The organism is Paraburkholderia caribensis, assembly GCF_002902945.1.
GTDB lineage: Bacteria > Pseudomonadota > Gammaproteobacteria > Burkholderiales > Burkholderiaceae > Paraburkholderia > Paraburkholderia caribensis.
On record NZ_CP026102.1, the window covers coordinates 1847080 to 1872668 of the forward strand.

Annotated in this window: 27 protein-coding genes and 2 pseudogenes; 9 read left to right on the forward strand and 20 right to left on the reverse strand. The window is 59.4% G+C overall.

What is annotated here, in order from left to right; translation table 11 throughout:
* Positions 1–53: 53 nt before the first annotated feature.
* The 7 genes and pseudogenes from C2L66_RS24765 to C2L66_RS24805 form a co-directional block, all read right to left on the reverse strand.
* Positions 54–785 (reverse strand): annotated as a pseudogene (locus C2L66_RS24765) (IS6 family transposase).
* 113 nt (positions 786–898) lie between these two features.
* Positions 899–1708 carry a class I SAM-dependent methyltransferase gene (locus tag C2L66_RS24770; protein WP_082670434.1) on the reverse strand — a complete coding sequence of 270 codons (810 nt, stop codon included), beginning with the start codon at positions 1706–1708 and terminating at the stop codon, positions 899–901.
* 1415 nt (positions 1709–3123) lie between these two features.
* Positions 3124–3447: pseudogene (locus C2L66_RS24780) on the reverse strand (TPM domain-containing protein); the annotation flags it as partial.
* Positions 3448–3449: 2 nt separating this feature from the next.
* Entirely contained in the window at positions 3450–3737 is a 288-nt protein-coding gene (locus C2L66_RS24785; protein WP_060605937.1) for a hypothetical protein, read from the reverse strand.
* Between the two features lie 82 nt (positions 3738–3819).
* Positions 3820–5226 carry a DUF2252 domain-containing protein gene (locus C2L66_RS24790; RefSeq protein WP_054930619.1) on the reverse strand — a complete coding sequence of 469 codons (1407 nt, stop codon included), beginning with the start codon at positions 5224–5226 and terminating at the stop codon, positions 3820–3822.
* A 327-nt stretch (positions 5227–5553) separates the two neighbouring features.
* On the reverse strand, positions 5554–6078 hold the full coding sequence (locus C2L66_RS24800) for a flavodoxin family protein (RefSeq protein WP_158512179.1): 525 nt from the start codon (positions 6076–6078) through the stop codon (positions 5554–5556).
* Between the two features lie 273 nt (positions 6079–6351).
* Complete coding sequence (locus tag C2L66_RS24805; RefSeq protein ID WP_318248529.1) at positions 6352–6603, reverse strand: hypothetical protein; 252 nt, start codon at positions 6601–6603, stop codon at positions 6352–6354.
* 220 nt (positions 6604–6823) lie between these two features.
* On the opposite strand from C2L66_RS24805, the gene acsA reads away from it, so the two are divergent.
* The 5 genes from acsA to C2L66_RS24830 are packed head-to-tail and all read left to right on the forward strand — an operon-like array spanning position 6824 to position 11998.
* Positions 6824–8587: an acetate--CoA ligase gene (gene acsA, locus C2L66_RS24810; RefSeq protein WP_060605936.1), complete on the forward strand. Its 1764-nt coding sequence runs from the start codon at positions 6824–6826 to the stop codon at positions 8585–8587.
* Positions 8584–9603 carry a pyruvate dehydrogenase (acetyl-transferring) E1 component subunit alpha gene (gene pdhA, locus C2L66_RS24815; RefSeq protein WP_054930622.1) on the forward strand — a complete coding sequence of 340 codons (1020 nt, stop codon included), beginning with the start codon at positions 8584–8586 and terminating at the stop codon, positions 9601–9603. The genes acsA and pdhA overlap by 4 nt, the downstream gene beginning before the upstream one ends.
* Positions 9600–10574, forward strand: coding sequence for an alpha-ketoacid dehydrogenase subunit beta (locus C2L66_RS24820; protein WP_060605935.1), 975 nt, complete (start codon positions 9600–9602; stop codon positions 10572–10574). The genes pdhA and C2L66_RS24820 overlap by 4 nt, the downstream gene beginning before the upstream one ends.
* Before the next feature lie 27 nt (positions 10575–10601).
* Entirely contained in the window at positions 10602–11750 is a 1149-nt protein-coding gene (locus tag C2L66_RS24825) for a dihydrolipoamide acetyltransferase family protein (RefSeq protein ID WP_054930624.1), read from the forward strand.
* Entirely contained in the window at positions 11747–11998 is a 252-nt protein-coding gene (locus C2L66_RS24830) for an acyl carrier protein (RefSeq protein ID WP_054930625.1), read from the forward strand. The genes C2L66_RS24825 and C2L66_RS24830 overlap by 4 nt, the downstream gene beginning before the upstream one ends.
* 19 nt (positions 11999–12017) lie before the next feature.
* On the opposite strand, the gene C2L66_RS24835 is transcribed toward C2L66_RS24830, so the two are convergent.
* The 9 genes from C2L66_RS24835 to C2L66_RS24875 form a co-directional block, all read right to left on the reverse strand.
* Positions 12018–12485, reverse strand: a complete 468-nt coding sequence (locus tag C2L66_RS24835) for a CBS domain-containing protein (protein WP_054930626.1) — start codon at positions 12483–12485, stop codon at positions 12018–12020.
* A gap of 119 nt (positions 12486–12604) precedes the next feature.
* Positions 12605–13108, reverse strand: coding sequence for a BCAM0308 family protein (locus tag C2L66_RS41775; RefSeq protein WP_082670432.1), 504 nt, complete (start codon positions 13106–13108; stop codon positions 12605–12607).
* 213 nt (positions 13109–13321) lie between these two features.
* Positions 13322–13774, reverse strand: a complete 453-nt coding sequence (locus tag C2L66_RS24845; protein ID WP_060605933.1) for a CBS domain-containing protein — start codon at positions 13772–13774, stop codon at positions 13322–13324.
* Positions 13775–13851: 77 nt separating this feature from the next.
* Positions 13852–14814 (reverse strand): hypothetical protein, encoded by a 963-nt coding sequence (locus C2L66_RS24850; RefSeq protein WP_060605931.1) that lies wholly within the window; start codon positions 14812–14814, stop codon positions 13852–13854.
* Between the two features lie 3 nt (positions 14815–14817).
* Positions 14818–15975: a hypothetical protein gene (locus tag C2L66_RS24855; RefSeq protein WP_060605928.1), complete on the reverse strand. Its 1158-nt coding sequence runs from the start codon at positions 15973–15975 to the stop codon at positions 14818–14820.
* A gap of 20 nt (positions 15976–15995) precedes the next feature.
* A complete protein-coding gene (locus C2L66_RS24860; protein ID WP_060607217.1) occupies positions 15996–17318 on the reverse strand; it encodes an erythromycin esterase family protein in 1323 nt (440 codons plus the stop codon).
* A gap of 92 nt (positions 17319–17410) precedes the next feature.
* On the reverse strand, positions 17411–18124 hold the full coding sequence (locus C2L66_RS24865) for a phosphoribosyltransferase (protein ID WP_060605925.1): 714 nt from the start codon (positions 18122–18124) through the stop codon (positions 17411–17413).
* A 96-nt stretch (positions 18125–18220) separates the two neighbouring features.
* Positions 18221–18874, reverse strand: coding sequence for a dienelactone hydrolase family protein (locus C2L66_RS24870; protein WP_060605922.1), 654 nt, complete (start codon positions 18872–18874; stop codon positions 18221–18223).
* Positions 18875–19094: 220 nt separating this feature from the next.
* Positions 19095–19583, reverse strand: a complete 489-nt coding sequence (locus tag C2L66_RS24875) for a hypothetical protein (RefSeq protein ID WP_060605919.1) — start codon at positions 19581–19583, stop codon at positions 19095–19097.
* A 44-nt stretch (positions 19584–19627) separates the two neighbouring features.
* On the opposite strand from C2L66_RS24875, the gene C2L66_RS24880 reads away from it, so the two are divergent.
* From C2L66_RS24880 to C2L66_RS24890, 3 genes are all read left to right on the forward strand, one after another.
* Positions 19628–19861: a hypothetical protein gene (locus C2L66_RS24880; protein ID WP_060605916.1), complete on the forward strand. Its 234-nt coding sequence runs from the start codon at positions 19628–19630 to the stop codon at positions 19859–19861.
* A 26-nt stretch (positions 19862–19887) separates the two neighbouring features.
* Positions 19888–21645, forward strand: a complete 1758-nt coding sequence (polX, locus tag C2L66_RS24885; RefSeq protein ID WP_060605913.1) for a DNA polymerase/3'-5' exonuclease PolX — start codon at positions 19888–19890, stop codon at positions 21643–21645.
* Positions 21646–21784: 139 nt separating this feature from the next.
* Positions 21785–22747 (forward strand): ribose-phosphate diphosphokinase, encoded by a 963-nt coding sequence (locus C2L66_RS24890; RefSeq protein ID WP_054930633.1) that lies wholly within the window; start codon positions 21785–21787, stop codon positions 22745–22747.
* Positions 22748–23007: 260 nt separating this feature from the next.
* Here the strand turns inward: C2L66_RS24890 and C2L66_RS42400 are convergent, their stop codons facing one another.
* Complete coding sequence (locus tag C2L66_RS42400; RefSeq protein ID WP_082670431.1) at positions 23008–23304, reverse strand: DUF4148 domain-containing protein; 297 nt, start codon at positions 23302–23304, stop codon at positions 23008–23010.
* Between the two features lie 189 nt (positions 23305–23493).
* Complete coding sequence (locus tag C2L66_RS40795) at positions 23494–24063, reverse strand: hypothetical protein (protein WP_148654620.1); 570 nt, start codon at positions 24061–24063, stop codon at positions 23494–23496.
* A 515-nt stretch (positions 24064–24578) separates the two neighbouring features.
* Between C2L66_RS40795 and C2L66_RS24900 the strand changes: the two genes are divergently transcribed.
* The gene (locus C2L66_RS24900) at positions 24579–24761 is read left to right on the forward strand and encodes a hypothetical protein (protein WP_148654619.1); all 183 of its coding nucleotides are present in this window, start codon (positions 24579–24581) and stop codon (positions 24759–24761) included.
* A gap of 64 nt (positions 24762–24825) precedes the next feature.
* Here C2L66_RS24900 and C2L66_RS24905 read toward each other — a convergent pair whose 3' ends face one another.
* Positions 24826–25176: a hypothetical protein gene (locus C2L66_RS24905; protein ID WP_054930634.1), complete on the reverse strand. Its 351-nt coding sequence runs from the start codon at positions 25174–25176 to the stop codon at positions 24826–24828.
* A gap of 24 nt (positions 25177–25200) precedes the next feature.
* Positions 25201–25404, reverse strand: coding sequence for a cold-shock protein (locus C2L66_RS24910; protein WP_054930640.1), 204 nt, complete (start codon positions 25402–25404; stop codon positions 25201–25203).
* Positions 25405–25589: the final 185 nt, after the last annotated feature.

A 25589-nucleotide genomic window follows, 5' to 3' on the forward strand; every position in this document is an offset into this window, starting at 1 on the left:
GCTGTCACGTTGACGGGGCGACGGCGTAAAAACTTCTGAGGACATGTGTTTGCTCAGACGGCGGACGGAATCTGGGCGAGTTCGGTGAAACGATGCCACGCGTCAAAGCGTTGAGCGAGCTGTTTGCGGTAGAAAGACGCGCGCAGCAAATGACGCTTGAGCGCGAAGTGCTGCCGGATCGGTCCGAAGCTCGAAAGAAGCGCCTGGGTGCGCTTTGGGTCGCGAAATCCGCGCAAGCGCCGCTCACGTTCACGCGTAGGTTGATGGCTATTTTCGGCCCGATTGTTCACGCGGGCCGCAGCCTTGACGAACACGTGCTTGACGTTTGCCAGCTCGGGGATCCGGGACTTCGCGGCCGGATAACTGCGCAGCTGGTCAGTGACGATCCTGCGCGGCACCAGGCAAGACCGAAGGATGCGCTTGAAGAATCGTTCGGCTGCGGTCGTGTCGCGCCGCTTTTGCAGCAGGATATCGAGTTCGGCGCCGTGCTCGTCGGCGGCTCGCCACAGCACATAATGTTCACCGCGCAGCATCACAAACGATTCATCGAGATGCCAGGTACTGCCCGGTTTGCGCCGAGCAGCCTTGACGCGATGCGCGAACCCTGTGCCAAATTTATCGCACTAGCGGCGCACGGTTCCGTAACTCACCACGATCCCGCGCTCGAACAGCAACTCTTCAATGTCGCGCAAGCTCAACTGAAACCGAAAGTACCAGCGAACGGCACAACTGATCACCACCGCCGGAAAGCGATGACCATGATAGAGCGATCTAGATTTATTCATCTCCAGATTCTACGCGACCACCTCGGCAACGTGACAAAGCCCGCGCTGCTCCTTGCCATAGTGGAAAGTCAAACCCGAACACGTGTGCATCCAACTTGATTGCATGTATGCCGTCAACAAATTGTGAACACGTTGTTATGACCAACTCCTCCCAAAAAGCGCAGCTCGGAACAAGCTAATTCATGAACAACGCGTGACGGTCCGGGATGCCCGGCAAATGAGAATTTCGCTGGACGGTAGTCGGTATACAAGCTTGAGTCGTCCATTACCAGCAGACCGTTGTGAGCGAGCGCATCCCGGCAGACCTTATAGTCAGCCAATGCAACTTCATAATCGTGGTTGCCATCCACATAGATCACATTCCACGCTCTGGAACGGATGTGCTCGGTCGCAATCGTGTCCGTTGACAAAGCCTTAATAAAATTCGGATCAGGTAATCCGAAAGACCGATTAGAGGCAATCGCGTCGTCGAGATAATCAATGTTCTTACGATACTTACTCACGGTATCCGCGGCTGAAGAGAACGGTGAGATACCATGGACCTCGCATGGGAATGCGCACAACTTCGCGATCAGGCCCATGAGGGAGGTGATCTGTCCGCGATATACGCCGATCTCAAGAGCACGCTGTGGCTGATAATCGCGCAAGAGAAGCCACCACATTGCATGGAAGGCATCCTCTCCAAATCCGCGCCGTCGCTGGCTGAAATAGGACCGGTGGTGACGAATCTCTGCAGGCGCGATATTCCACAGATAATGATGCATATATGCATAAAGGGCATTCCGATCCGGGTACTTATTGACCGCCTGCTCGAAGGATAAATCTTCTGCAAGTGACTCGCGGTAATGCGCAAATGACTTGCGCTGCAAAGTTGCCTGAAAGCGGGAAATTCGAGCAGAGACCGCACCAGTTACAGAAACCATTTCATCTCCCGAAACAAGGTCGACAAGAACACCATGATTACTGCGCGTGAATTAGCTCATGCTTGATGTGAAACGCCCGCACGGAAGACACCCAGATCGGACGCCCCCGCATGTGCATTTTCACATTGCACGTAAGGAAACGGACTACGATCGAATTTTCCCCGTAGCGTTTGACCTGCTCGCTTGAACGCTCGATTATCTTTCGAACAACTTTCTCTTCACAATGTTGTCGCCCGATAGACAATCGGTGCTGTCTGCTTCAGACTCCCTGATAGACAGGGTCCAGCAATGCGCGAAAATCCACGCAGGCAATTCCGACGTCGCGTGCTCTTAGCGCCTTCAGCCTACCACCGCCATGCACGACTCATGAGTCGTTCGACACAATGGCGCATGGCAGCTCATTAGATACGATTCCAGAACTTGCGAGAGGCTTTCTGATTATCCGTATCGTCAGTCTAGTCATCGTTTGGCACTGCGGGATTGCTACGAACAAAAAAGCGATAGTTTTCTCAATTTGACTCGATATTGATGTATCTTTTTTACAGCAAATAAGATGTGTAGCGCATTCAAACCTCTGATGTTTAAGCCGATCAAGGTCGGCCCCGCTAGAGCACGTCGTAGGTCCGCGAAAACCGAAATGCGCAGCCACGCTATCCCTCTGGCGAGCGGATTATTGGGCCGTATCCAATATCCCCCAACTGTTATATGACGGTTGCTCGACAGACTGCACTACGACCTGGTCGAGTGGCGGGAACAAGCTGAATCTCTGCCCTACGACTACCCCGGAACGGAAAGACTCGGTCAGCGCGTGTGGGGGAGTATCGATCTGTCCCATGGCATTGACTTCGCCACGCCATTCGCATGTCTGCTGATATGGGTCACCAACTTAGACGATCTGTGCATGCGGCGGCCGGCCCAGAAGCCACATCATCACGCCGTCGCTGTCCTGTGCCTCGTCAAAAAGGATGAAGTCGGATTCGTGCGCGGATACCCTTGCGCCCATACTTTCAGATAGACGTCGGGAATAATGGCGCTGCGGTCACCCGGGACCGTGCTCTCACACCACAGACGCGCGACATATGGACTCGGCTTCGTCCCCTTCGTACGTCGACGATACTTGCGTGGGCCATTGACTTCAGTGGATTCCGTCACTGTGACTATCATTCTTTTGTGGACAGTCACATTCATGACCCGGCGAAAGCATGGCGTGCCCATCGTCGGGTGTCTATACGGTCACAGTCGGACACTTACCCGTTCTCCTTTTCATCATTGGGCGCAGAACTGTACAGCACACCGTCACGACCGCAATCGCTTCTGTTACGAGTTGCGCAACCTGCGTCAATCCGGTTCCCTGTCTGGTATCACAATACCGCTGGCTTGCTTGGTAACTTGCTTCGCCGGTCCTGCCTGGCGGGCACGTGAGCATGCATGCCTCGATCTGCAACGATTTCGACGTCACGGTCGGCAAGCAGGAGATAGATGAGTACGCCATTGCTGTGCTCGGTGTCCCACACCCGCAGTTGTGAAAAGACGTCGATCGCCCGCTCTCTTGCAGACATGCTGGTCAACAACGCCTCGATTGGAAGCGCTCCCTCGACCACGAATCGAACCTGCCCGATATGGGCCTGATGACTTGCCTGAACCGCTTTCTCGATTGCGCGTAGCGTGCGCGGAGGGAAGGCAACCTTTACGTTCCACCGCGTGAGGAGCAGGTGTCTCACTATCCGTTTGATTCCCATGGCTACCACCTGCCCGAGGCCCCACCGCCGCCAAAGCCACCGCCGCCGCCGCGAAACGTCGTGCGGCTGGACCCATTACCAGACACGCGCTGCGCATCGCCAATGACGTGCGGAGTTGCGGCGACGAATCCATCGCTTAACCATTTCGGTCGGAAGCGGCTGTAATCGACGTACATGCTCATTGGAGAATACGTTGTAGCTGAAAAAAAGATCGCGTCAGCATCGTACTCGTCAGCAAAACGCCACTTACTAAGGATCGCGTTGTCGTTTTGGGGTCCGGTTTCAACCATATGGTCACGCACGTTCCGCGATCGAGGCTGCTTCGAATATTCATCGGGCAACACCCTCCGCAATCAGAGTCTGCCGTTGGGTTCATTCAGGCGGGTCGAATTCGGCCTTAAGCGTACCCTCATCGATCGCCTGCTTGAACCTGGCATAGTCCGCCTCGTTCTGGTCGGCGTACAGGATCGAGAACGCGGCGATGGCCTTGTCGAACTCATCGCTCTTTCCCAGATATCCGCTGATGATGGACGGATCGCCAGAGCGTGCATGGGACAGCGCGAGCGATTGTCCGCACCAGTCGGCAAAGCCGATCATTTCGACCTTGCCGAAGGTCTCGACGGCAGGCTTGATTTTGACGTCCCGCAACTGGCGCACGTAATAGTCCCACCCTTGCTCCCCCTTTGTCCAACCGAGAAACATGTCGCTTGCGGGTTGAACCAGCCGATGGCCGTTGACGACACGTTGCCCGTGATTCTCATAGACGCTCTTTCCCGCGTAGGCTTCCAGCACCGAGGCGCGCGCTTCCTTGACCTGGAGGAAGAGCGGATCGCCCGCACCGTCCATTAGCAGGACGACCCAGCAGCGGGTCCCGACGCTTCCTACTCCCACCACCTTAATCGCAGCATCCACGATCTTGAAACGGTCGACGAGGACCCGCTGGGCTGGGGTCAGGCTTTCACGATAGCCGCTGAAGCCCTTCCTGATCGCAACCTCAAGGGTTCCGGGTTTCTGGCCCTGTGGATGGAAGATCGACGGACGTTCGTCCCTGATGAGCGCTGTCCCCCCCTTGCCGGAAGCGAGCTTCGGGAACAGAACTTCGGCCATGCTGCTTGCACGCTCTTTCTCCACCCTCCTGATCACGCGGCGGCGCAGAGCCGGGTCGTCGATGGAGGCGATCAAGGCCTCCGCCTCAATCGCGTGGTACCAGAGATCCAGTGATTTCATTTCGCTGAATGTTGCCATGCTCTCGCGGTACGAGCGCACACAGGCGAGAACCGCATCCTTCGCGGTGGAGTCGCTTAGCCCGTTGTCACGGCAGGCAATCGCGAAACTGACCGCAAGACGCTTCAGGTCCCAGTCCCACGGCGCAGGAAGGGTTTCGTCAAGATCGTTGATCGCAAAAATGATGTTGCGCTCCGCGGTCGCGAAGCCGCCAAAATTCATAAGGTGAGCGTCACCGCAACACTGCACATGTATGCCGGGAGTCGGCAGCGACGCGACGTCATGCGCCATGTTGAGCGCGGCACCTCGATAGAACGTGAATGGCGACTGAAGCATGCGGCCGTGTCGAAGCGGAACGAGTTCGGGCAGACGGCCCTCATTGGCTTGCTGGACCAGACAAACGGGGTCAGGACGATCGACAGTGCGCTTCCATGCGCCGTGCAAACCGCGCGGGCATTTTCCACGGAGGCTTTTCCCGAGCGCGCGCCGCTCCGCCCGCGAGGGAGAATGCGTCGCGGTGCCATCCTTAAACTCGCTTAACAGGATCTGTTCCATGACCGGCCCGCCTGCGCTTTTTAACTAACGATGGCACGGGGCCCGTGATTGGGATTGACGCACGTCAAGCAAACAGCCGGAAACGCAACGAGATGGAACCAGCGATGGGCGGCGCGAGGCGTGACCAGAGAATGCAGGTGCACTGGAGAATCAGTATCAAAATCCAAAACGACGACGCTGAGGGCGATGGCAGCCTGCCGTTCGTGATCCACGTCACGCAGTCGTAAGATGAACGCCATGCAGACGCTTTCATCAACACGGCTCCCTTTCTGGCCACCGATCATCGGCGAATGCACGCTGCAGCTTGCTGGCAAAGTTCACTAGTAATCAGCTGGCGTGGGCACGTTTCGCTTCGCGTGCTGTTATCTGGCATTGAGCAACAGGACCACTACCAACGAGTGCACGCATCTGGGCAAACGCCGTTTCACTTCCACGCCCTCCCAGGCTGCAAGAGAACGCGACGTGGCGAAATCCTGATTTATTCGCAATAAGATAGGCGCGAACCGGCGATGCCACCGACCCGGCCCATATTGGGGTCCCGACTATCACTAACTCGTACGACAGAGGATCTTTCGTGGTCGGCATAATACCGGCTGGACGCTGACGAATTGCCTCGACCAACGAACGCTGATACCCGAACGGACCGGCGCGGCCACGCCGATCGAGAATCTCTTCGACGTCCGGGTCCAGCATCTGGCCGAGCTCCGATGCGATCGCACGCGTCACGCCCGACCGCGAATAGTAGACGACCAATATCCTCTTCCTTTCCATTTCGAGCCCCCGCACATTTGAACGACGCCTGCACGAATGGCGCCAGAAACGCTTAAGCGAAGAATAGAGCTCGGGTTGCATAGGTACGTGCCAGATCAAGGGCGATACAACGCTTGTGTCAGAGCACGAGTGCATCTACGAGCGTATGCCCTATACAGAGGGGAGCGGGTCCGGCAACGAACGGAGCGGGATGCGACGCTCGTCGCTCCGGCACGCAGCGTGCTTACAGCAGGAGAGACAGCAGGAGGCACCGGCATTGTCGGGCAAGACGCAATCGTATTTCAACCTCCCAACTGCAACTGCTCACGGTAAAAGCGGACAAGCTTTGAGTAATCAATCGTACCAACGGTGGCTTCATAAATGCTTTGCTGCGAGTGGTTTGGCTTCAGGCAAGAACTGTTGAACTCTCCCGACCGAGCTGAGTATCGAACGACCCTGCGCGGTCAGACACAAGTGTGTGTATCCTGACGCGAGCGTCTCCAGCGAAACAAGTTGGCGCTCGCGCAACGCGTCCAGATCGCCAAGGTCGAGATGTTCCGACTGCCTGGTTGTCTCAACCAGCATCAGCGCTGCTATCTCATGTAGGCTAAGCATCGTCGTCTCCATTTATCTGACGGTCCATGCATTGATGGATTCTTTGAAGGATAGATGTTCATCAAATGCTGTCGATGCGCACTTTGTCGCATCCCGAGCTTCGGCACGGCAACATTGTGGATGTCATTTGCTGTGCTTGACGCAAATCAAGCGTGCCCGTCAAAGCGGGCCTACAGTGGAACCGTGCTGCACACCGTTCAATGCTGGGCAGGCACTCCGTTGAGACACATCTATGAACGCATCGTCGACCATCCGCAAGACGGCTTCAGATTTGCGGGTGACGCCTAATTTTTCCGATTACGAGGGCGAGCGCCACCGTTTCTCGTGGGCCGCAGCGGCAGCTGAACTGACCGCTGGGAAACGTGACATCAACATCGGATGGCAGGCCGTCGACCGGCATCGCGCCGAAGGCCTCGCAGACAAGCCAGCATTGCGCTTTCTCGCACGAGACGCTTCACCCCGAACATTTACATACGACCAGCTGGCCGCACAGACCAACCGCTTCTGCAACGTGTTGCACAGCCTTGGGATCGCGAAAGGCGATCGTGTCTTTATCCTTGCGGGGCGCATCCCGGAGCTCTACATCGCGCTGGTCGGCGGCCTGAAGTTCGGTGCCGTCATCTCCCCGCTCTTCTCCGCGTTTGGGCCAGAACCCATCATCACGCGCGTCAATCTAGGTGGCGCAACGGTGCTGCTGACCACGGATGCGTTGTTTGAACGGAAAATCGGCCCCTGGCGCGCCCGCATGCCGACCTTGAAACATGTGCTCCTCGTTGGGGAAGAAGGCGCACCGGTTGCCAGCCCCGGCACCCTCGATCTTTCCCAGCTCATGTCAGGCGCGTCAGACTCGTTCGACCACGCGGCAACGGGTCCCGAGGATCCCGCGCTGCTGCACTTCACCAGCGGCACAACAGGCACGCCCAAAGGCGCTGTCCATGTGCACAGTGCTGCCATCACGCATTGGGTGACGGGACGTTATGCACTCGATCTGCATCCCGAGGATATCTACTGGTGCACCGCTGATCCCGGCTGGGTGACGGGTACGTCATACGGGATCATTGCGCCTCTGCTGCACGGCGTGACATCCATCGTCGATCGGGAAGAGTTCGACGCGGAACGCTGGTATGGCATCTTGCACGACGAAGCTGTTTCGGTGTGGTACACGGCGCCGACTGCGATCCGGATGCTGATGCGCGCTGGCGCCGACGCGGCCGCAAAATATGCGTTCCCGCAATTGCGCTTCGTTGCCAGCGTCGGGGAACCGTTGAATCCTGAAGCAGTTCGCTGGGGAAAAGACGTGCTGGGTTTGCCGATTCACGATAATTGGTGGCAAACGGAAACGGGCGGGATCATGATCGCCAACACGCCAGCATTCGATATCAAGCCTGGTTCGATGGGCAGACCACTACCGGGCGTGGATGCCGCCATCATTCAACGCAGTGGCGACGGCGGTGTCCGTATCGTCGACGAACCTGGCGCGCAAGGTGAATTGGCACTCAGGCGCGGGTGGCCCTCCATGTTTCGCGGTTACCTCAACGAGGACGCGCGCTATCGCAAGTGCTTCAACGGAGACTGGTATCTGACGGGCGATCTGGCACAGCGGGATGCAGACGGCTATTACTGGTTCGTCGGCCGGGCTGACGATGTCATCAAGTCCGCCGGCCATCTGATCGGGCCTTTCGAGGTGGAAAGTGCACTCATGGAGCATCCCGCCGTAGCGGAGGCTGGCGTTATCGGCAAGCCCGACCCGGTGCTGGGCGAATCGGTCAAGGCCTTTATCTCACTCAACAAAGGTTTCGAACCGGACGAGGCGTTGCGCATGGCATTGCTCGGACATGCGAGGAAGCGGCTTGGCGCGGCTGTCGCGCCGAAGGAGATTGCCTTCGTCGCACAACTGCCGCACACGCGTAGCGGCAAGATCATGCGACGACTTCTGAAAGCGCGTGACTTAGGTCTGGCGGAAGGCGACACGTCGACACTGGAGAGCGCAGCATGACAGTCGACCATCCCGCTCCCCTGCCACCGTCGGGCCCCGTTCCCTATGAGAAGACCTTCGCGCTCGGGTTGTTGCGTGACATGCTGCGCGTGCGGCGGCTAGAGGAAAAATGCGCGGAGCTTTACGGCGCCGGCAAGATTCGCGGCTTTCTGCATCTGTATATCGGTGAAGAGGCAACCGCAGTGGGCGCGCTTCATGCGCTCACGTCCGAAGACAACATCGTCGCGACGTATCGTGAACATGCCCATGCATTGGTACGCGGCATGGACATGGGCGTGCTCATGGCTGAAATGTATGGCAAGTATGAAGGCTGCGCGCACGGACGAGGTGGCTCGATGCATCTGTTCGATCGAACGAAGCGGCTGTTCGGCGGGAATGCAATCGTCGGCGGCAGTCTCCCCCTCGCCGTCGGGCTGGCCCTCGCGCAAAAAATGCAAGGCAGCCACGGCATCACCGCATGCTTTTTTGGCGACGGCGCGGTAGCCGAAGGGGCCTTTCACGAATCGATGAATCTCGCTGCACTGTGGCGATTGCCCGTTCTGTTTTGCTGCGAAAACAATCTGTACGCAATGGGGACGGCAATCGAGCGAAGCCAGTCACAGACGGATCTGTGCGCCAAGGCCGCTGCCTATAACGTCGCCACACGCAGCGCGGATGGAATGGATGTCGTGTCTGTACACGAAGCCACGAGAGAGGCTGTCGCGTACGTACGAGCCGCACAGAATCCACTCTTTCTCGAGTTCAAGACATACCGCTTCCGCGCCCATTCGATGTACGACGCCGAACTGTACCGCGAGAAGGCTGAAGTTGAGCTATGGAAGACGCGCGGTCCGATCCACACTTTTACCGCCCGTCTGAAGGACGAGTGCAAATTGTCTGAGGACGAGTTCCTCGTACTCGATTCGGCGGCTCTGGCGGAAGTTGAGGGTGCCGTAGCGTTTGCGGAGGCCGGCACATGGGAGCGTGTCGAAGATCTCCTGACTGACCTCTACACCGCAACGGGGCAAACGCCATGACCCGCCATCTCACGTTCCGGGAGGCCTTGCGCGAGTCGCTGCGCGAGGCGCTCGCGAACGACCGTCGCGTGTTCCTGATGGGTGAAGACGTGGGTAAGTACGGAGGAACCTACGCGGTGTCGGCCGGACTTCTCGATGAGTTCGGGCCCGAGCGTATCCGGGACACACCGCTGTCGGAACTTGGCTTCACGGGAGCAGGCATCGGGGCCGCATTGGGCGGCATGCGCCCCATCGTCGAGGTTATGACCGTGAATTTCAGCCTGCTGGCGCTAGACCAGATCGTCAATACGGCGGCCCTCTATCACCATATGTCGGGTGGAAAATTCTCGGTGCCACTCGTGGTGCGTATGGCGACAGGCGCGGGTCGTCAGGTGGCGGCGCAGCATTCACACAGCTTCGAAGGCTGGTACGCGGGCATTCCCGGAATCAAGGTGATCGCTCCCGCGACCATCGAGGACGCCCGTCATATGTTGCAAGCGGCGCTCGCCGATCCGGACCCGGTGCTGATTTTCGAACATGCGGGGCTGTACAACCTCGAAGGGGACATGCCCGACGTCGAGCGCGTCGACATCGTCAGCGCAAAGGTCCGGCGCGAGGGGAAGGATGTGGCGATCCTTGCCTATGGCGGTTCAATGCGCAAGGCACTGGATGCTGCGCAGACGTTGGCGAAGGACGGCATCGATGCTGAAGTGGTGGACCTGCGCGTGTTGAGGCCCCTCGACGATGCAACGATTATGCAGTCAGTGTCGAAGTGCAGACGGGTCGTCATTGTCGATGAATGCTGGCGAAGCGCAAGCATCGCAGGCGAGATCATGGCGCGGCTGGTCGAACAGGTCTTTTACGAGTTGGATGCGCCAGCGTGCCGTGTGTGCTCCGAAGATGTGCCTATCCCCTATTCCCGCCATATGGAACAAGCGGCATTACCCCAGGTCGACAGGATCGTCTCCGCGGTGAAACAATTGTTTGCGTGATGCCACGTAATGCAGGCAGGAGGACGCATGATCGAGTTCACGTTGCCTTCGATGGGGGCCGACATGGACGAGGGTACGCTCCTCGAATGGAAAATAAAGCCAGGTGACGTGGTCACAAAAGGTCAGATAGTGGCCATTGTCGACACGAGCAAAGCGGCCGTCGACGTCGAAAACTGGTATGAGGGAACGGTATACGAACTGATCACGAAGCCCGGCGAGAAAATACCCGTGGGTACGCCGATGGCAATTTTTCTCGAGCGAGGTGAATCCGCGTCAGAGGTCAGGAAGCGTCCGCGCGCGATACCGCCGACACCCGCCCCACTGCCTGTCGATGCAGCTCCGCAGCGCCACAAGGTCTCGCCTGCGGCGCGAAAGCATGCTCAGGAACATCATGTCAATCTCGACAAGATCGTAGGTAGCGGCCCGGGCGGTTCGGTGACATATGACGACGTCGAACAGGCCATTCGCAGCGCCGCCTGCATCACACCTGCGCCAGCCGGCGACAGGCTCGCAGCGATCAGAACGGTGATCGCGGGTGCTATGGAGCGCTCGAAACGGGAAATACCTCATTACTACGTCAGCGAGATGATCCCAATCGAAAAAGCGCTCGAATGGCTTCACACCGAAAACGCCAAACGCTCGATCAATGATCGGATGTTGCTTGCAGTCCTGTTGCTGAAAGCGGTGACTGTGACACTGCGACGCTTTCCCGAGCTAAACGGCTTCTACCGCGCAGGCTCATTCGTTGCGGCCGGGAAGACTCACGTCGGGGTGGCAATCTCGTTGCGCCACGGCGGTCTCGTCGCACCCGCCCTGCTCGACACCCAGAATAAAACGTTGCTGCAACTCATGCGGGAGCTGACCGATCTCACGAAACGTTGCCGCGCCGGTTCGCTACGCAGTTCCGAATTATCGGAAGCCACCATCACCGTCACGAACCTCGGCGATCAGGGAGCCGCCGAAGTATTCGGCGTCATCTATCCACCGCAGGTTGCGCTGGTCGGATTCGGCCGCGTCATCGAACGTCCGTGGGCGTACAACGGGGAAGTCAAGATAGTACGCACGCTGACCGCCACGCTGTCAGCAGATCATCGCGTGTCTGACGGTCATCGTGGCGCGCTATTTCTTCTTGAACTGAGCGACGCGCTGCAACATCCTGAGGAACTCGATCAATGAACCATCCCGACATTCGTGCTATTGTGCTGAGCACACTGCAGACGATCGCGCCCGAGGTCGACACAACAACCTTGCGCGACGATCGCCCGCTACGCAAACAGGTCGATCTTGATTCGATGGATTGGCTCAATTTTCTGACAGGCCTCCACGAGAGGCTTCGTGTGGAAATACCTGAAGCCGATTATGGTCGCCTCGTCACGCTGGCCGACGTCGTTGCGTATCTGGAAGTCGAGAGCAACGACCGGTAGCTTCCCGATGGCATTGGCGTCACGCGTGCAAAGACGTCTGCAGCACGCTCCCAGATGCCTCGCGATTCTGCTCGTTGCGAAGGATGCTGGTCAGCATGATCCATTCGCGCCCGAGTGCTGTGATCACATCGTCGAGAGACAATATCCCCATGATGTCGATACCGTTGCTGACCACCGCCAGGCGGCGCACGCCATGGCTTGCCATCGCCTGCATTGCCTCAGTGATGTCGGCGTTCACATCGATAGACAGAATTTGCGGGCTCATCACCTCGCCTACTCGCACAGTGATCGGCGACGACCCGGTGCAAACCGACTGTAATACGATGTCCCGGTCGGTGAGAACGCCGAGTATGCGGCCTGAGCCACCGCCCTCCGATACGATCAGTGCGCCGACATGCTGGTCTCGCATTTGCACTGCCGCTTCCTGCAGACTGCAGGTTGCCGGAATATGGACCACACCCTGGCTGTAGAACTCACTGACTTTCATGGCAAACCTCCTCGGACTCGCGACGCAGCCTTGCAATAATGAGACCTATCGCCAGTCATATCCTGATTCAGCTCACAAGGCCAACACCGCAAGCTGCGGTCGTGCGGCCCAACCATCTCTTAGTCGCGCCGCCATCTCGCGCGAAGCACACCTTCGGCATCGCGATATTCGATCGTAAGGTGACCGTGATGCGCACGAACAAGCGCCTCGGCGAGTTTTCGCAGAGTGTGTGGGCCAGTGGTAGTCACTCGCATTCCGTCTGGCTGATCTTCGATGTTCATCAATCGCTCGAGCGCATGAAGCTTTTCTTCATCTGCTGACGCGTGACGGAAGAGTGCGACAACCTCTTCATGATGCGTACGGAGATACTCTCCCGACTCCAGCCATAGTTCGCCTGCTGGCGCGTGTTCAAGTATTCGGCGGCACGCCGGGCAAACCAGCTGACTTGTATGTTCCGCGCTTACACTCCACATCCAGCGTCCATTTTCAAACACGGCGCCACATTCTCGGCAGCCGGTGCCACCCTGCTCGCGAGCTGGCGACCGATAGCTATCGGTTGTGTGTGGCTGGAACCGTTTGTCTCGGCGCATCGTCGACACGTTCCGGTTGCGAGACTCTGTCATGATTTGTCTCCAGATAAATTTCTATGACTTTCTATCCGCCACCCAGCGTATTCTGCACCGCGGGTGGTGCTGACTTATGAACTATCTTCGGCCATCGGCCACGCCCCGGGTTGACCGACATCAACGGACCGCCTGTCTCGTCTTCGAGCTTTTTTGCAGCGCGGAATAAAGACGACACGTCTGATCTTCGACGCGCCAGGCCGTCACAGCCGGTCATGCACGCTGCTTCAGTTCAAAATGTGGTTGCCGCCCCGCGATGAGCGACAGTTCCGACAGCAGCGCACACGCCGAATCAAGCAGATCATCTAGCGAAATGACGCCAACCAGTTCTCTGGCTTCGTCGACAACAGGCACGCGGCGGATCGCATGCAATCGCATCCGCTTCGCGATTTGCCACGCGTCTTCCCAGTCATAGGCGCAGACAAGCGACGAGGACATCACATCGTCGACAAACAGTCTGGACGCGTCGACGTCTCGTGCAAGTACCTCGAGAACAATGTCCCGGTCGGTCAGTATCCCCTTTGGACGCAGTTTGCCGTCCGGGGTCTCCTCCACGACAACGATATCGCCGACATGATGAACGCGCATGATCTTGCATGCTTCCAGAACAGTTGTGCCCAGCAGGCACGTAATGACCTCTCTCGTGCAAATATCGGCGGCTTTCATACTGTCCTCCTCACTCGATGGAACGCGTAGCAATGTCATCAGGCTAGCGGGGTGGGCTAGGCCGACCTTGATCGACGTCATGCGGGCGAACAATGTCCGTAGCCGAGCATCGCGTCGAGGGCAGCGATAAACCCGTCGACCCTTGCAGGATCAAGTCCGTCGATGCCGGCGGCGGCACGTCTGCCGTTTCCGCCGAATTTCCTGCATAGGCGGTCTGCGCCGCACGGCGCTCTCACGCTGACGACATACTTACCGTCGGGCCGTGGCACAAGGACGGCATGCCCGCGCAAAGGCTCGCGTCTTGCCAGGAGGTTGGCGAACTCGCCTTGCACACGGTGTGACCATGCAGCCGCCGGCAACATATAGGCCGATGCGTTCGCTACGCGCTGCACCGTCGCGAGCCTTGAAGCACAATCGAGATCTTCCATGCGTGCCAGCGTCAGGCGGCCCGGCAGGTTGGTGGCCGCAATGAAATCCAAAGGATTTGGAAACGGCTGAATATTCCGATACATCGCGACAGGGTCGACCATCAGATCCGCAACGCTTTCTCCATATGCGTTGTAGTTGATCGCTTCGCCCAGTTCCCGCAGCCGCTGTTCCTCGGGAGGCGGCAGCGCACACGTGATGGCAAGCTGATGCGCGGCATGGGAAAGGTTGTCGCCGTACGCCGCGACTATCGCCCACAATCTGTTCTCGCCCCGAAGATAACGATTCACGATCAGGCCGGTGCATGTATCGGCTGACGTATCGATATGCGTAGCCAGTCGGGCAACGTGCGGAATGCGCCCTGGAAAGTGATGATCGAAATACTCGACGTTGACGCCGTGATCGAGAAGCGACACGAGTGAAGTGCGGTTTGCATCGAGCGAGACATCAAACACAGTCACCTTATCGCCGGAACCGGCCCTTACGCGGCGCAGCAGGCAGACGTCGCGCTTGACCCCCGTAACTAGCTGCGCATCGACAGGATGCTTGAGCCTCAGTTGATGCAGCGCACAGATTCCGTCGGCGTCGCCATTAAACACATCGAAGTGAGCCACCTGTCACTCCATTGGAGGAAACATCGGGCGTATCACTTGTGCGCCAGTTTGCAGCGCGACCGCACACTGTCGCGCATGTGCCTCCCCAATCCTCAAATAGGTCAGCGCGCGTCTGTGCCAATGTCCAGCCCGTCCAGTCTTGCGTTCGAGCAGATGTGCGGCAGCCAGTCTCGCTCTAACGGTAGCGGGAATGCTTTGATAGAAATGGAGCAGGCCCTCATCGACGGGATCGTGCATCGACTCGGCATACGCATCGAGAAGCACGGCTCCGATCTTGGGGGCGCCCAGGCGCTCGCATTCGAGCGCGAGAAAGCCCACCTCATCGAGGGTATCGATCGTCCGCAACCGCTCTGAAAATTCAAGACAATCGATGATCCCTATGGGCCGCGTCAGGCAAACATGTTCGGGACGGAGATCGCCATGACACTCCCTGATCCAACCGTGCGCGACACGCAGTTCGAGCCGGTTCAACACGCCGGTCAACATCGCGAGTTGGATGCCGCACAATCGCCGGATGTCGAAAGACTGTCGGGTCATGATGCGTGTCAGTACCGACTCGTTTCGCGCGATCTCTGACAGGAAGTGCGCGTGGTAAGCGGACGCGCTCATTTTGGCGCCTGGTAACGCACGATAGAACGTGCTGAGTCTTCGAACGATCCTTGCGATATCGGACTCGCGAACGGCGCCCCGCGCAAGCGCGCGATCGAGCATCAATCCTTCGGGCAATCGCCGCATCTTGAGAAGCCAGTCGACCACCTTCCCCGATCTGCCAACGCGCAGCACACCATCGGCACAGAGCGTAAGCGGAACGATCCCAAGATAAACCGATGGCGACAAACGGCGGTTCAGCCGAAGCTCCGTCTCGCAATTCCGTTTTCGTGCCGCCACGCTGCGCAAATCGACAGCATCGTAGCGCCCCGGCTTTTTGAGCTTCCACGCATGACGGGTCGTGAGAAAAACCCAGGACAGATGCGTCTCGATCACTTCGACACGGCGTGTCCGGTCAGGCCACACATCACGTTCCTGCAGCCGCGCAACCTTTCTCTTTGGAGACATGCCTGCTGCATCGCCTTGCTTCCTGTTGCTTCTGCGTTTTCGCTTGCGAGAACTCGCACCCACTTTTTCGATCGTATCGGCCATCCCTGCTTCAATGTTCGTCATATCACAGTCCACGGGCCGCTCTACACAAAAGGCGTCTCGGCAGTCCCCTCACGTCTATGCCACCCGGCGGCCGGTTCGAGTGGCTCGAGCGCGCTGGTTTCGTCGAGATGAAAGAGCGCGTCGAACTGTGACGCGAGCGTCGCTTCGAAATAGTGGCTCTGTCGCTCGGTCTGCGGCAGATACAGCACACCGATCGCCCGCTCAAGCAGCGGTTCATCAAGCGGACGAGCGCCTTCGTCCTGCATCGGCAAGAAGAAGCGGTCGTAGCCTGTGCTGTGAAAGAGATGCTCCCAGCTATCGGGTAACGCGGGACGCACCCATTTCTGCTCGACCTCGCCGTCCCAGTGCGATGCCGCCGACACATGCCCTGTGTACGTCGTGAATCCGACCAGCAGCGCCCGATGCTGAGCGTTCTCGCGCACGATCTGGCCGAGATTCCACTCCCCGCGACGCCGCGACTCTGTTGCACGGGCGTCGCCGAGGTGTGAGTTATGCGCCCAGACGACGACCTTGCCACTGCCGCCGCGGCGCATGCGATAGCGGGCCAGTGCGAACAGCGTGCCGGCCATGTGAGCGTCGCGCAGATTCCAGGTGTTCAGCCGGCTGCTGAACATCCCACGGTAGTACGCTTCGGCGTTGACCACGACCTGCGCATTCTGTTCGGCAAAGAACTGCGCATCGAGTGCGTCGGTTCCGTCGCGCGCCAGATAGTCGTATTCGTCTGCGCGCAACTGAAGAAGCTGCCGTACCGCACCGGCCTGAGCGGCAGGCCGGGCGCCGACGGCGGCAGCATAGCCGTAGGCCTGCGGCTCCCGCACATGGTCCAACGCAGAATAACGCACGCGCGCCGTCGCCGCCTCTGCGGGGTCCACACCCTCGAGGTACCGGATGACCGCGTCCGCAGATCGGTAGAGGCTGTAGAGATCGAGCCCATACACTCCCACCCGTTTCCGCTGCGGGCGCGTTGCGTTGATCGTGCGCAGCGCCACAATAAAGTCGCGCACTTCCCGATTGCGCCACATCCACACCGGGAAGCGCTCGAAGTCACCAAGCGCCGAGGTAGCGTCGTCGGTTCCCTCAGCCTGCACGAAACGATCGATGCGCCACGCGTCGGGCCAGTCTCCTTCAATGGCGACGGTGTCGAAACCGTTCTCGGCGATGAGCCGTAACGTGATCTCCGCACGCATTCGATAAAACTCGGCCGTGCCGTGAGTCGCCTCGCCAAGCAGCACCAGGTCGCGGCCGTGTGTCATTTCCAGCAATGCGTCGTAGTCGCTTGCGTTTCCGTTCAGACGCTGTCCAAGCGCGCGAACAGCAAGGAATGGTGTTTTGGAGGGCTGCATGATGAAATTCTCCGTGCGGGATACGAACGTGGCGCGATAGCACGACAAACGCAACGGGTGCGGCTTGCTGGACACGCCAGCCGAAAGGTCGATCAAGCCGTGCCACCTTTCGGCGAAGCGGCGTGCGCGCCCCCGTCTTCGCCAAACGAGGCTTTCTGTTGCCAAGCCTGCGCGGACGCCAGGCAGGCCCGCACCTCTTCGTCGGTCGTCTGCGTGAAATCAATGTAGAACTGTCCGATCCCCATGAACCAGTCCGGCTGCATCACGCAGATGAAATCATCCGCAACCGACTCGAAACTGGCTTCGGCACCGGCCGGGCATACGGGCACCGCGACGACAATCCGCGTCGGACGCCGAGTGCGCAATGCGTTAAGCGCTGCGTGCATCGTTGATCCCGTCGCCATGCCGTCATCCACAACGATGACTGTTTTTCCTTCCACGGCAGCTGGCGGCTGCGCTCCCCGGTAGGCGGACTCGCGGCGATGAAGTTCGATGCGTTCGCGCGCGATCGCCTCCATGATCTGCTCCTCGCTCACTGAAACGGCACGCAGCACTGACTCGTTGAGATACAGTGCGTCGCCCGTCGCGATGGCCCCAATTGCAAGCTCGGGGTTATGCGGTGCGCCGAGTTTGCGCACGACCAGCACGTCGAATGGGCAGCGCAAAGCCTCCGCCACCTCATATCCGACTGGAACGCCGCCTCGTGGCAGCGCCAGCACGACGATGTCGCTGCGTCCGGCGAAAGGCTCCAGCACCGCTGCGAGTTGCCTGCCCGCGTCGATACGGTTTCGAAAGATGTCGCCCATTGTCGATGTCCAGTAAGCAGTATGCTGCGCGCCGTGGCTAGCCAGGGAAGCTCAACCTTTTTGCCTCCGTGTGCGCGCGCAAGGAATGATCGTCGTTCAGGTCAACGGGGCAATCAGCCAGCGCGCGAACCAGCCCGCTGCCAGGCGCGTCACTTCGTCGAGCGCGCCGGGTTCCTCGAAAAGATGCGTTGCACCCGGAACGATCTCCACGCGATGCCCGCAGGTTAGTTGCCCAGCTGCCCTATCGTTTAGCCGGATCACCTCCGTGTCGAGTCCACCAACGATCAGCAACGTTGGTGCGGAGACCGACGGGAGCGCCGCTCGCGCCAGGTCCGGGCGCCCGCCCCTCGACACGATGGCATCGACGGAGCTCACCTCCGCCGCCGCGACAAGTGCTGCAGCAGCGCCGGTACTCGCGCCGAAAAGCCCCACGCGGAGCGTCGCAGTGTCCGGCCTTTGCCTCAGCCAGCCAAGGGTCGCGGACAGTCGGCGAGCCAGCAATGGGATATTGAAACGGTACGTCGCGTCGACGTCGTCGTGGCGCTGCTCCTCGAGCGTCAGCAGGTCGAACAGCAGCGTTGCGAAACCCGCGTGCTGCAGACCTGCCGCCACCTGCCGGTTTCGTGGGCTGAAGCGGCTGCTGCCGCTACCGTGCACGAACACGACCACCGCACGCGAATCGTCGGGAATTTCCAGAATCCCGCCAAGCTTCACGTAATCAACGGGAATCTCCACCTGCAGCGTCTGCATCTGTTTCTCCTGAGTACATCGCCGCGCTATACATCGGGTGACGGGGGCTTCAGCCTCCGGCCCTCCCCACGTCATCCCGTTCCATCGCGCGATGGCCGACCTCTTGCGTGAATGATCGTATTTGCTCCGCACTCGCGATTGACCTCGATCAACTCTCTGGTGCCGGCGAAGATCAACTGACCTCACATCCGCTGCGGCAGCAGCGCGCACGGCAACACAGTCACGTGGAGCCGTGCGGACGGCCGCCCCGTTTTGTTGGCGCCGCGTCGGCATGCGCGGAGCTACGGCGCATGCGCCGAATCCGCGCTCTTATGGCGAGCGCTGCAGCCGCGCCGATGCACATAATGACGAACCACAGCACCAGCACATACCCGATCAGTTGCCAGAATTCGGCAACGCGCCGTTGCAGCACCCACGTCTGGTACGAGGCCGCATCGTCTGCCGCGTCAGGAAACGACGCGCGATACATGAAGAAGGCAAGGCAGCGATCGCTCTCAGGCAGTGCGGCAGCGAGCTGTGAACCGGCCGGTGACGCACGCACTGGCGCGCACTCCGGCGCTTTCATCCCCGCCACCACGCCGACGTCCACTGGGAAGTCGAAAATCGCGCCCAGCCAGGTCGTGGCGATGGCGAGCGTCGCACTGGCGCACACGACGTATATGCATCGGCTAAGCCAGCGATGCCAATCGGGACGACCGGCTTTATCCATCGGGAACTCCTCCGCCCGCGCACCTGCTTGTTGAATGGCCGTGCGTGGAGATCAACGGCGCCGTCATCACCAGCAGACGCCTCGGGCCGACGGCGCTGTGGTACGAGACGGATCAATTTGAATCCTCGTCCCGCTGTAACCACATCAAGTTGACATCGATCAAGCACCAGTTCCGTTCCCTCGTTTCAGGGACGCTGATCTGGATCAACGGTTGGATCGCGCACGATGGCCATCCTGTATTCGAACCGGGTTTTGCATTCACACACTTTCCCGCGTGACATTCCCAGCGCACCGCACTGAGCCCATGCCAATCCATAATGTCGATATCGCCGACGTTTTCACCGAGATTGCCGACCTGCTTGAAATTCAGGGCGACAATCCGTTCCGCGTGCGCGCGTATCGCAATGCGGCGCGTTCGGTTGGCGAGTACGCGAGAAACGTGCGAACGATGATCGCGGAGGGTGCCGACCTGAAAACGATTCCCGCGATCGGCGACGACCTTGCGCTCAAGATCCGCGAAATCGTCGCCACTGGCTCATGCCCGCTACTTGCGAGCCTGCGAGCCCAGTTGCCGTCGGCAGTCGTCGCGTTACTGCGCGTGCCGGGCCTCGGACCAAAGCGCGTGCGGCAGCTCTACGAGCAACTGCATGTGCAGTCTCTGGAACAACTGGAGCAGGCCGCCGCGGAGGGCCGGATCCACACGTTGCGCGGATTCGGTCCGCTGACCGAGGCGCATATCCTTGCAAACCTGCAGGGTCGCCTCGACAAATCGCGCCGCTTTCAATTCGCACAGGCCAGCCAGCGCGCGGAGGCATTGCTGGTCTGGCTCCGGGCATTGCCCGACGTAGAACGCGTGGAATCGGCGGGTAGCCTGCGGCGCCTGCGCGACACCGTTGGCGACATCGACATTCTCGCCACGGCACGCGATCCGGCCGCGGTCACCCAGAGGTTTGCCCATTATGACGACGCCACCGCGGTACTCGCGCATGGCCCTACCCGAGCAAGCATCGTGCTTCGCGGCGGACTGCAGGTCGATCTGCGCGTGGTCGAACCCCAGAGCTTCGGCGCTGCACTCACCTACTTCACCGGTTCGAAGGCGCATAACGTCGCGTTACGCCGCCTGGGCCAGGAACTCGGCCTTAAGGTCAACGAATACGGCGTTTTCCGCGGAAAGACGCGTATTGCCGGCGAGACCGAGGAGTCCGTCTATGCGAGCGTCGGCCTGCCGTGGATCGCGCCAGAGCTTCGCGAAGACCGGGGTGAGATCGAAGCGGCGCGAGACGCTTCCCTGCCTGCCCTGGTTACGTGCAGCGATCTGCGCGGAGACCTGCACACGCATACGCTCGCCAGCGACGGCCGCGCATCGCTACGCGAGATGGCCCTTGCCGCCCGCGAGCGCGGCCTGTCGTATCTGGCCATTACGGATCATTCGAAGCGCCTGGCGATGACCCACGGCCTGGACGCAACGAGGCTCGCGGCACAGATCGGTGAGATCGACCAGCTCAACGCACAGTTAACGGGTATCACCCTGCTCAAGGGCATAGAAGTCGACATACTCGAAGACGGCCGGCTCGATCTTCCCGATGCTGTTCTTGCCCGGCTCGATCTTGTGGTCGGCGCGATTCACAGTCATTTCAATCTGCCGCGCGAGCGCCAGACCGAGCGTATCCTTCGCGCGCTGGACCATCCCTCGATGACCATGCTGGCGCATCCTTCCGGCCGGCTGATCGGCAGCCGGGAACCAGCGGACATCGATATGTTGCGCGTGATCCGCAAGGCGAGGGAGCGCGGCTGCTTTCTGGAACTCAATGCCCAGCCCGAGCGCCTTGATCTGACCGATACGGTCTGCCGCATGGCGAAGGATCACGGTGTACTGATTTCCATCGATTCCGACGCACACAGCGAGGCCCAGCTCGACAACTTGCGCTATGGCGTCAATCAGGCGCGCCGCGGATGGCTGGAAAAAACGGATGTGCTGAACGCACGCTCGCTCGCGCAACTGCGCCCGCTGCTTGCGCGGACCATGCGCTCACGTACTCGCGAGGCTTCCGAGAGTCCATAGGTTGCTTCGGTCAACCAGTCTGGCAGACGTATCTGGCAGGCGTGCAGCGGCTTAGCTGCACGCTTTGGAGAGACCACGAAGAGCGCGTAGCGCATGCTCACGCCGCACGAATGCAAACAGACCACCAGGAGACATCACGATGAACACCGCGCCAATGCTCTTCTCCCCTCCCGCGAGTCACGCCTACGCGCAGCGTGTGGCCACCACGCTTGGCACGGCGCTGGCCGAGCACGAGTGGCGTCCTTTCGAGGATGGTGAACACAAAATGCGCCCGCTCGAAAGCGTCCGCGGTCGCGACGTGTATGTGATCCATTCGCTGTATGCCGAACCCGGTCACACGGTGAACGACAAGCTGTGCGAGCTGCTTTTTTTCGTGGGAGCTCTGGTCGACGCCTCCGCGGCGCGTGTGAGTGTCATCGCACCCTACCTCTGTTACGCGCGCAAGGACCGTCGTTCGCAGACACGCGATCCCGTGACCACACGCTATGTTGCGCAGCTTTTCGAAGCCGTGGGCGCATCCCGTTTCGCCACGCTCGATGTTCACAATCAGGCCGCGTACCAGAACGCTTTTCGAATTCCGACCGAGCATCTCGAGGCAAACGGCCTGCTCGCACAGTGGTTCGCGTCACATTTGCGCGACAGGGCGCTCGTTGTCGTTTCGCCTGATGCAGGCGGTGTCCGGCGCGCAGAGGACTTTCGCGCCCGGCTTTCGAAGCTGCTCGATAGCCCCGTGGAAGCGGCGTTCGCTGGGAAACTGCGCGCCGGCGGCATCGTCACCGGAAAGCCTGTCGTCGGCGATCTGGCGGGCCGCTGCGCGATCATCGTCGACGACCTGATCGGTTCGGGAACCACGCTCTCGCTGGTTGCCGGCCATTGCCTTGCGCTGGGCGCGACCGAAGTTCATGCTGCTGCCACGCACGGTCTTTTCCTCGCCGATGCGTGCGAAAAGCTGGGCAACGGCACGCTGGCGAGCGTCGTCGTGACCGATAGTGTCGCGCCGTGGCGCGTGCCACGCGGTGCGTTTCTAGAGCGGCTTACCGTGCTGGATAGCGCGCCACTAGTTGCACAAGCTATCGCAAACATGCAAGCGAACGCCGGCTAGCGTGGTCCGCAAGGACCGGGTCCGCGGCGCTCTCGGCTTGAGATATCTCTGGAAGCGCTGCGACGGCAACGCAGCAGCGGCATTTTTCGCTGGCTGTGGACCGGACTACATACCCGGTCGGGCTTATCATCCGCTTACCAATTGTGCCAATTTCGGGCTGCCCGCTCGAAACGCAGATCCATCGCGGGGCGGCCTGTAAAGCAGCACTAAGATGACTTGCAACACCGCTGCGAGGAACGTCGTTTAAAGCGCACGCACGGTCACCATCGCGGTAGGCCATAGAACTCGTTGATGCGATTCATTTCGCCACTTTTCTTAGCCTGCTCCAGTTCCTGCTTCACCTGCGCACGCGTTTTCCCTTTATTTCCCGACATTTCCGCTGGAGCCAACGATCCTCCGCGAGATTCCGAGGCCATATCGTCTGGCGACTGGGCAGCCGATGGAGGCGCACTCGCGCTCTGCGCCTCCGTCAACCTTGGACAGCCAAGCGACATGATCAGTGCGGCCGCTATCCTAAATGATCTCGATCTGAATATAGAAGGCATGATGTGCTTCATCTCAGTACAGTACTGGCGCGGTCAGCGCGTCCCGTTTTGAAGGTGGTTGATGTCGAACGCAAATCGCGTACGCAACCTCCCTTGCGATCAGGCCAGGAACGCCTTTCGCGCAGTGGGGCATCTGAAGGAACGCCTCGTCTGCGTAATGCGCTGACCGCCAGATCCCGGATACAGTCGTTTTGCCACTCGTCATTGCCGCGCTCCGACAAACGCAAACCCGACTGTTGTCCAGGAGTTCACACCTACGGCAGTGATCTTCGTTCCTGAAACGACAGCTTCGACGTTCATTGATGTTCCGGTTCCAGACGCGCACGACACATCATTGAACGTTAAACTTCCATCAAACACGTGCTTGCCCGTTGGCCGTGCACGCACCGAGCCACTGAACGAACACGATCCCTGCGTGCCCGTGAAAGAAAGATCCGGGCTGATCGTGAGTCTGGTCTCCCCCGTACTGCCTATGTTTCCCACCCAGGTGCCAATGGCTTCCGATATATCTACCGGGGTGTCGTAGGCGGGGCTATAGGTCCCCGTGACCGCTCTGACGCCGCTGGACTCAGCATCGGTGAGGGATAGCGACTGTCGTGTCGTGACGGAACCCGTAACGCTCGCAGTAGTGGCGGCCCCCGAGGCCGGAAAATCGATCGCGGCATTGTCAATAAGCGTGTTGCCGCTCACGCTAAATGCTCCCTCGACCATGCCGCTTACCGTGGTGCCGGAAGAAAAGACCATAAAATACTGACCCTGTTCAAGGATCAAGGTGGAAACATCCCGTCCATCGCCCGCTGTTCCCTGCCAGAATCCTTGCGGGTCGGCGTTTGGCGTCGGCGGAGAACTACCACCGCCACATGCGGTCAAGCACACCGCTACAACCGCACATATCGTTCTTCCCCTCTTCGCTCCGTCCATGACGTCTCCCGAGTTCAGCGCCTGCCGCGAGCAGACGTCCGGCTTGATTCGCACTGTTACGCTATGAATGTACGATTGAGAGCTGCGATCCAATTGACTTCCGTCAACTAACGTAAGAGTGGCAGCGGGAAGACTGCGCTCGATACAGAACGACGTTTTGAGCGTACGCGTAACGCTGCAATTCGACCTGGTCGTTCCCTGATGGGCACGTGCATGGCCCAGGCGGGTCCTTAACGGGAAGCGCGGCTCCAGCATTAAACCGCGCGCAGCGTGAAAGTACGTCTTCCAAGCGATCCTTCAATCGCTCGCAGTGATCGGGCATTGCAGGCGTGTCGGATTCGCCGCGACCATTGCAGGCCTGGTTCTTGAAACAAGCTTCCAGCCGTTATCCCGGTGCGCGCGAAACCGCGCGTGAACCGCCGTGGAAAGAGGCTAACCAGTTCGAGGGCAACCCGATGCAGGATGTGCTGACGTACACTGTTTTTATGAACCTGTCAGCGCCTACAGTGGCGCATCACGCTGCGCAGCTTTACCATCCGAGGAAGTGATCTTGGCCCGTCCAGCCCATTGCTCCACTCCACCTCGTAGCCGTCGCATGGCTTCCCGACAGCATCAGGCCGGCCGCTGAAGCGCGATGTAATCGAACGCCAGCACGGCGCCCGAACACGCGAGGCCAAGCGCCAGATTCGTCAGCCGATGCTCGAAGTCCGGATGATGAGTGGACCAGACCAAGGCCATAAACAGCAGGGCGATGACAACCTGTACCGCGAACATGGCAAGCATCAGGGCATACTCATAGCCCGTCTGGCTGAATGCGACAAAGTTCATCCCCTGCTGGGAAACCCAATATCCGACGCGATAGATCTCGTAGATCAAGATCAATGCTGGAAACAGGTAGCTGACAATATAGGTCGGCACCGTGGCGTGCCGCAATTCGGGGTGAAAAGCGTGATCGCTCTGCATCGCAGTCTCCTCGTCATTGATTCTTCAGAGCGGGCGCACATCCATTGCCCGCAGGCCTTTTTGATCCGCTTTGACCTCGAAGCTGACCCGCTGGTCCTCGTGAAGGGACCTGAAGCCATCGGACTTGATCGAGGAAAAATGAACGAACACGTCCTCGCCGCCGTCATCGGGGGAAATGAAGCCGAAACCCTTCGTGTCGTTGAACCACTTCACCTTGCCTGTTTTCACGTTCGTTCTCTCTCTGTTTGCGAAGCACTTGAGCCAAGCGTATCGCCCGATCCGGACGAAAAATTGACGATGGTCAATTGCGGCACACATCTGAGCGTTAGTCTGAGGTTCAGCGAAGCGGCCATCGAACGGCCCTGTGCAGTTGCCCAACGATTTCGTGCGACTGCTTCGATGAAGAGCGAGTC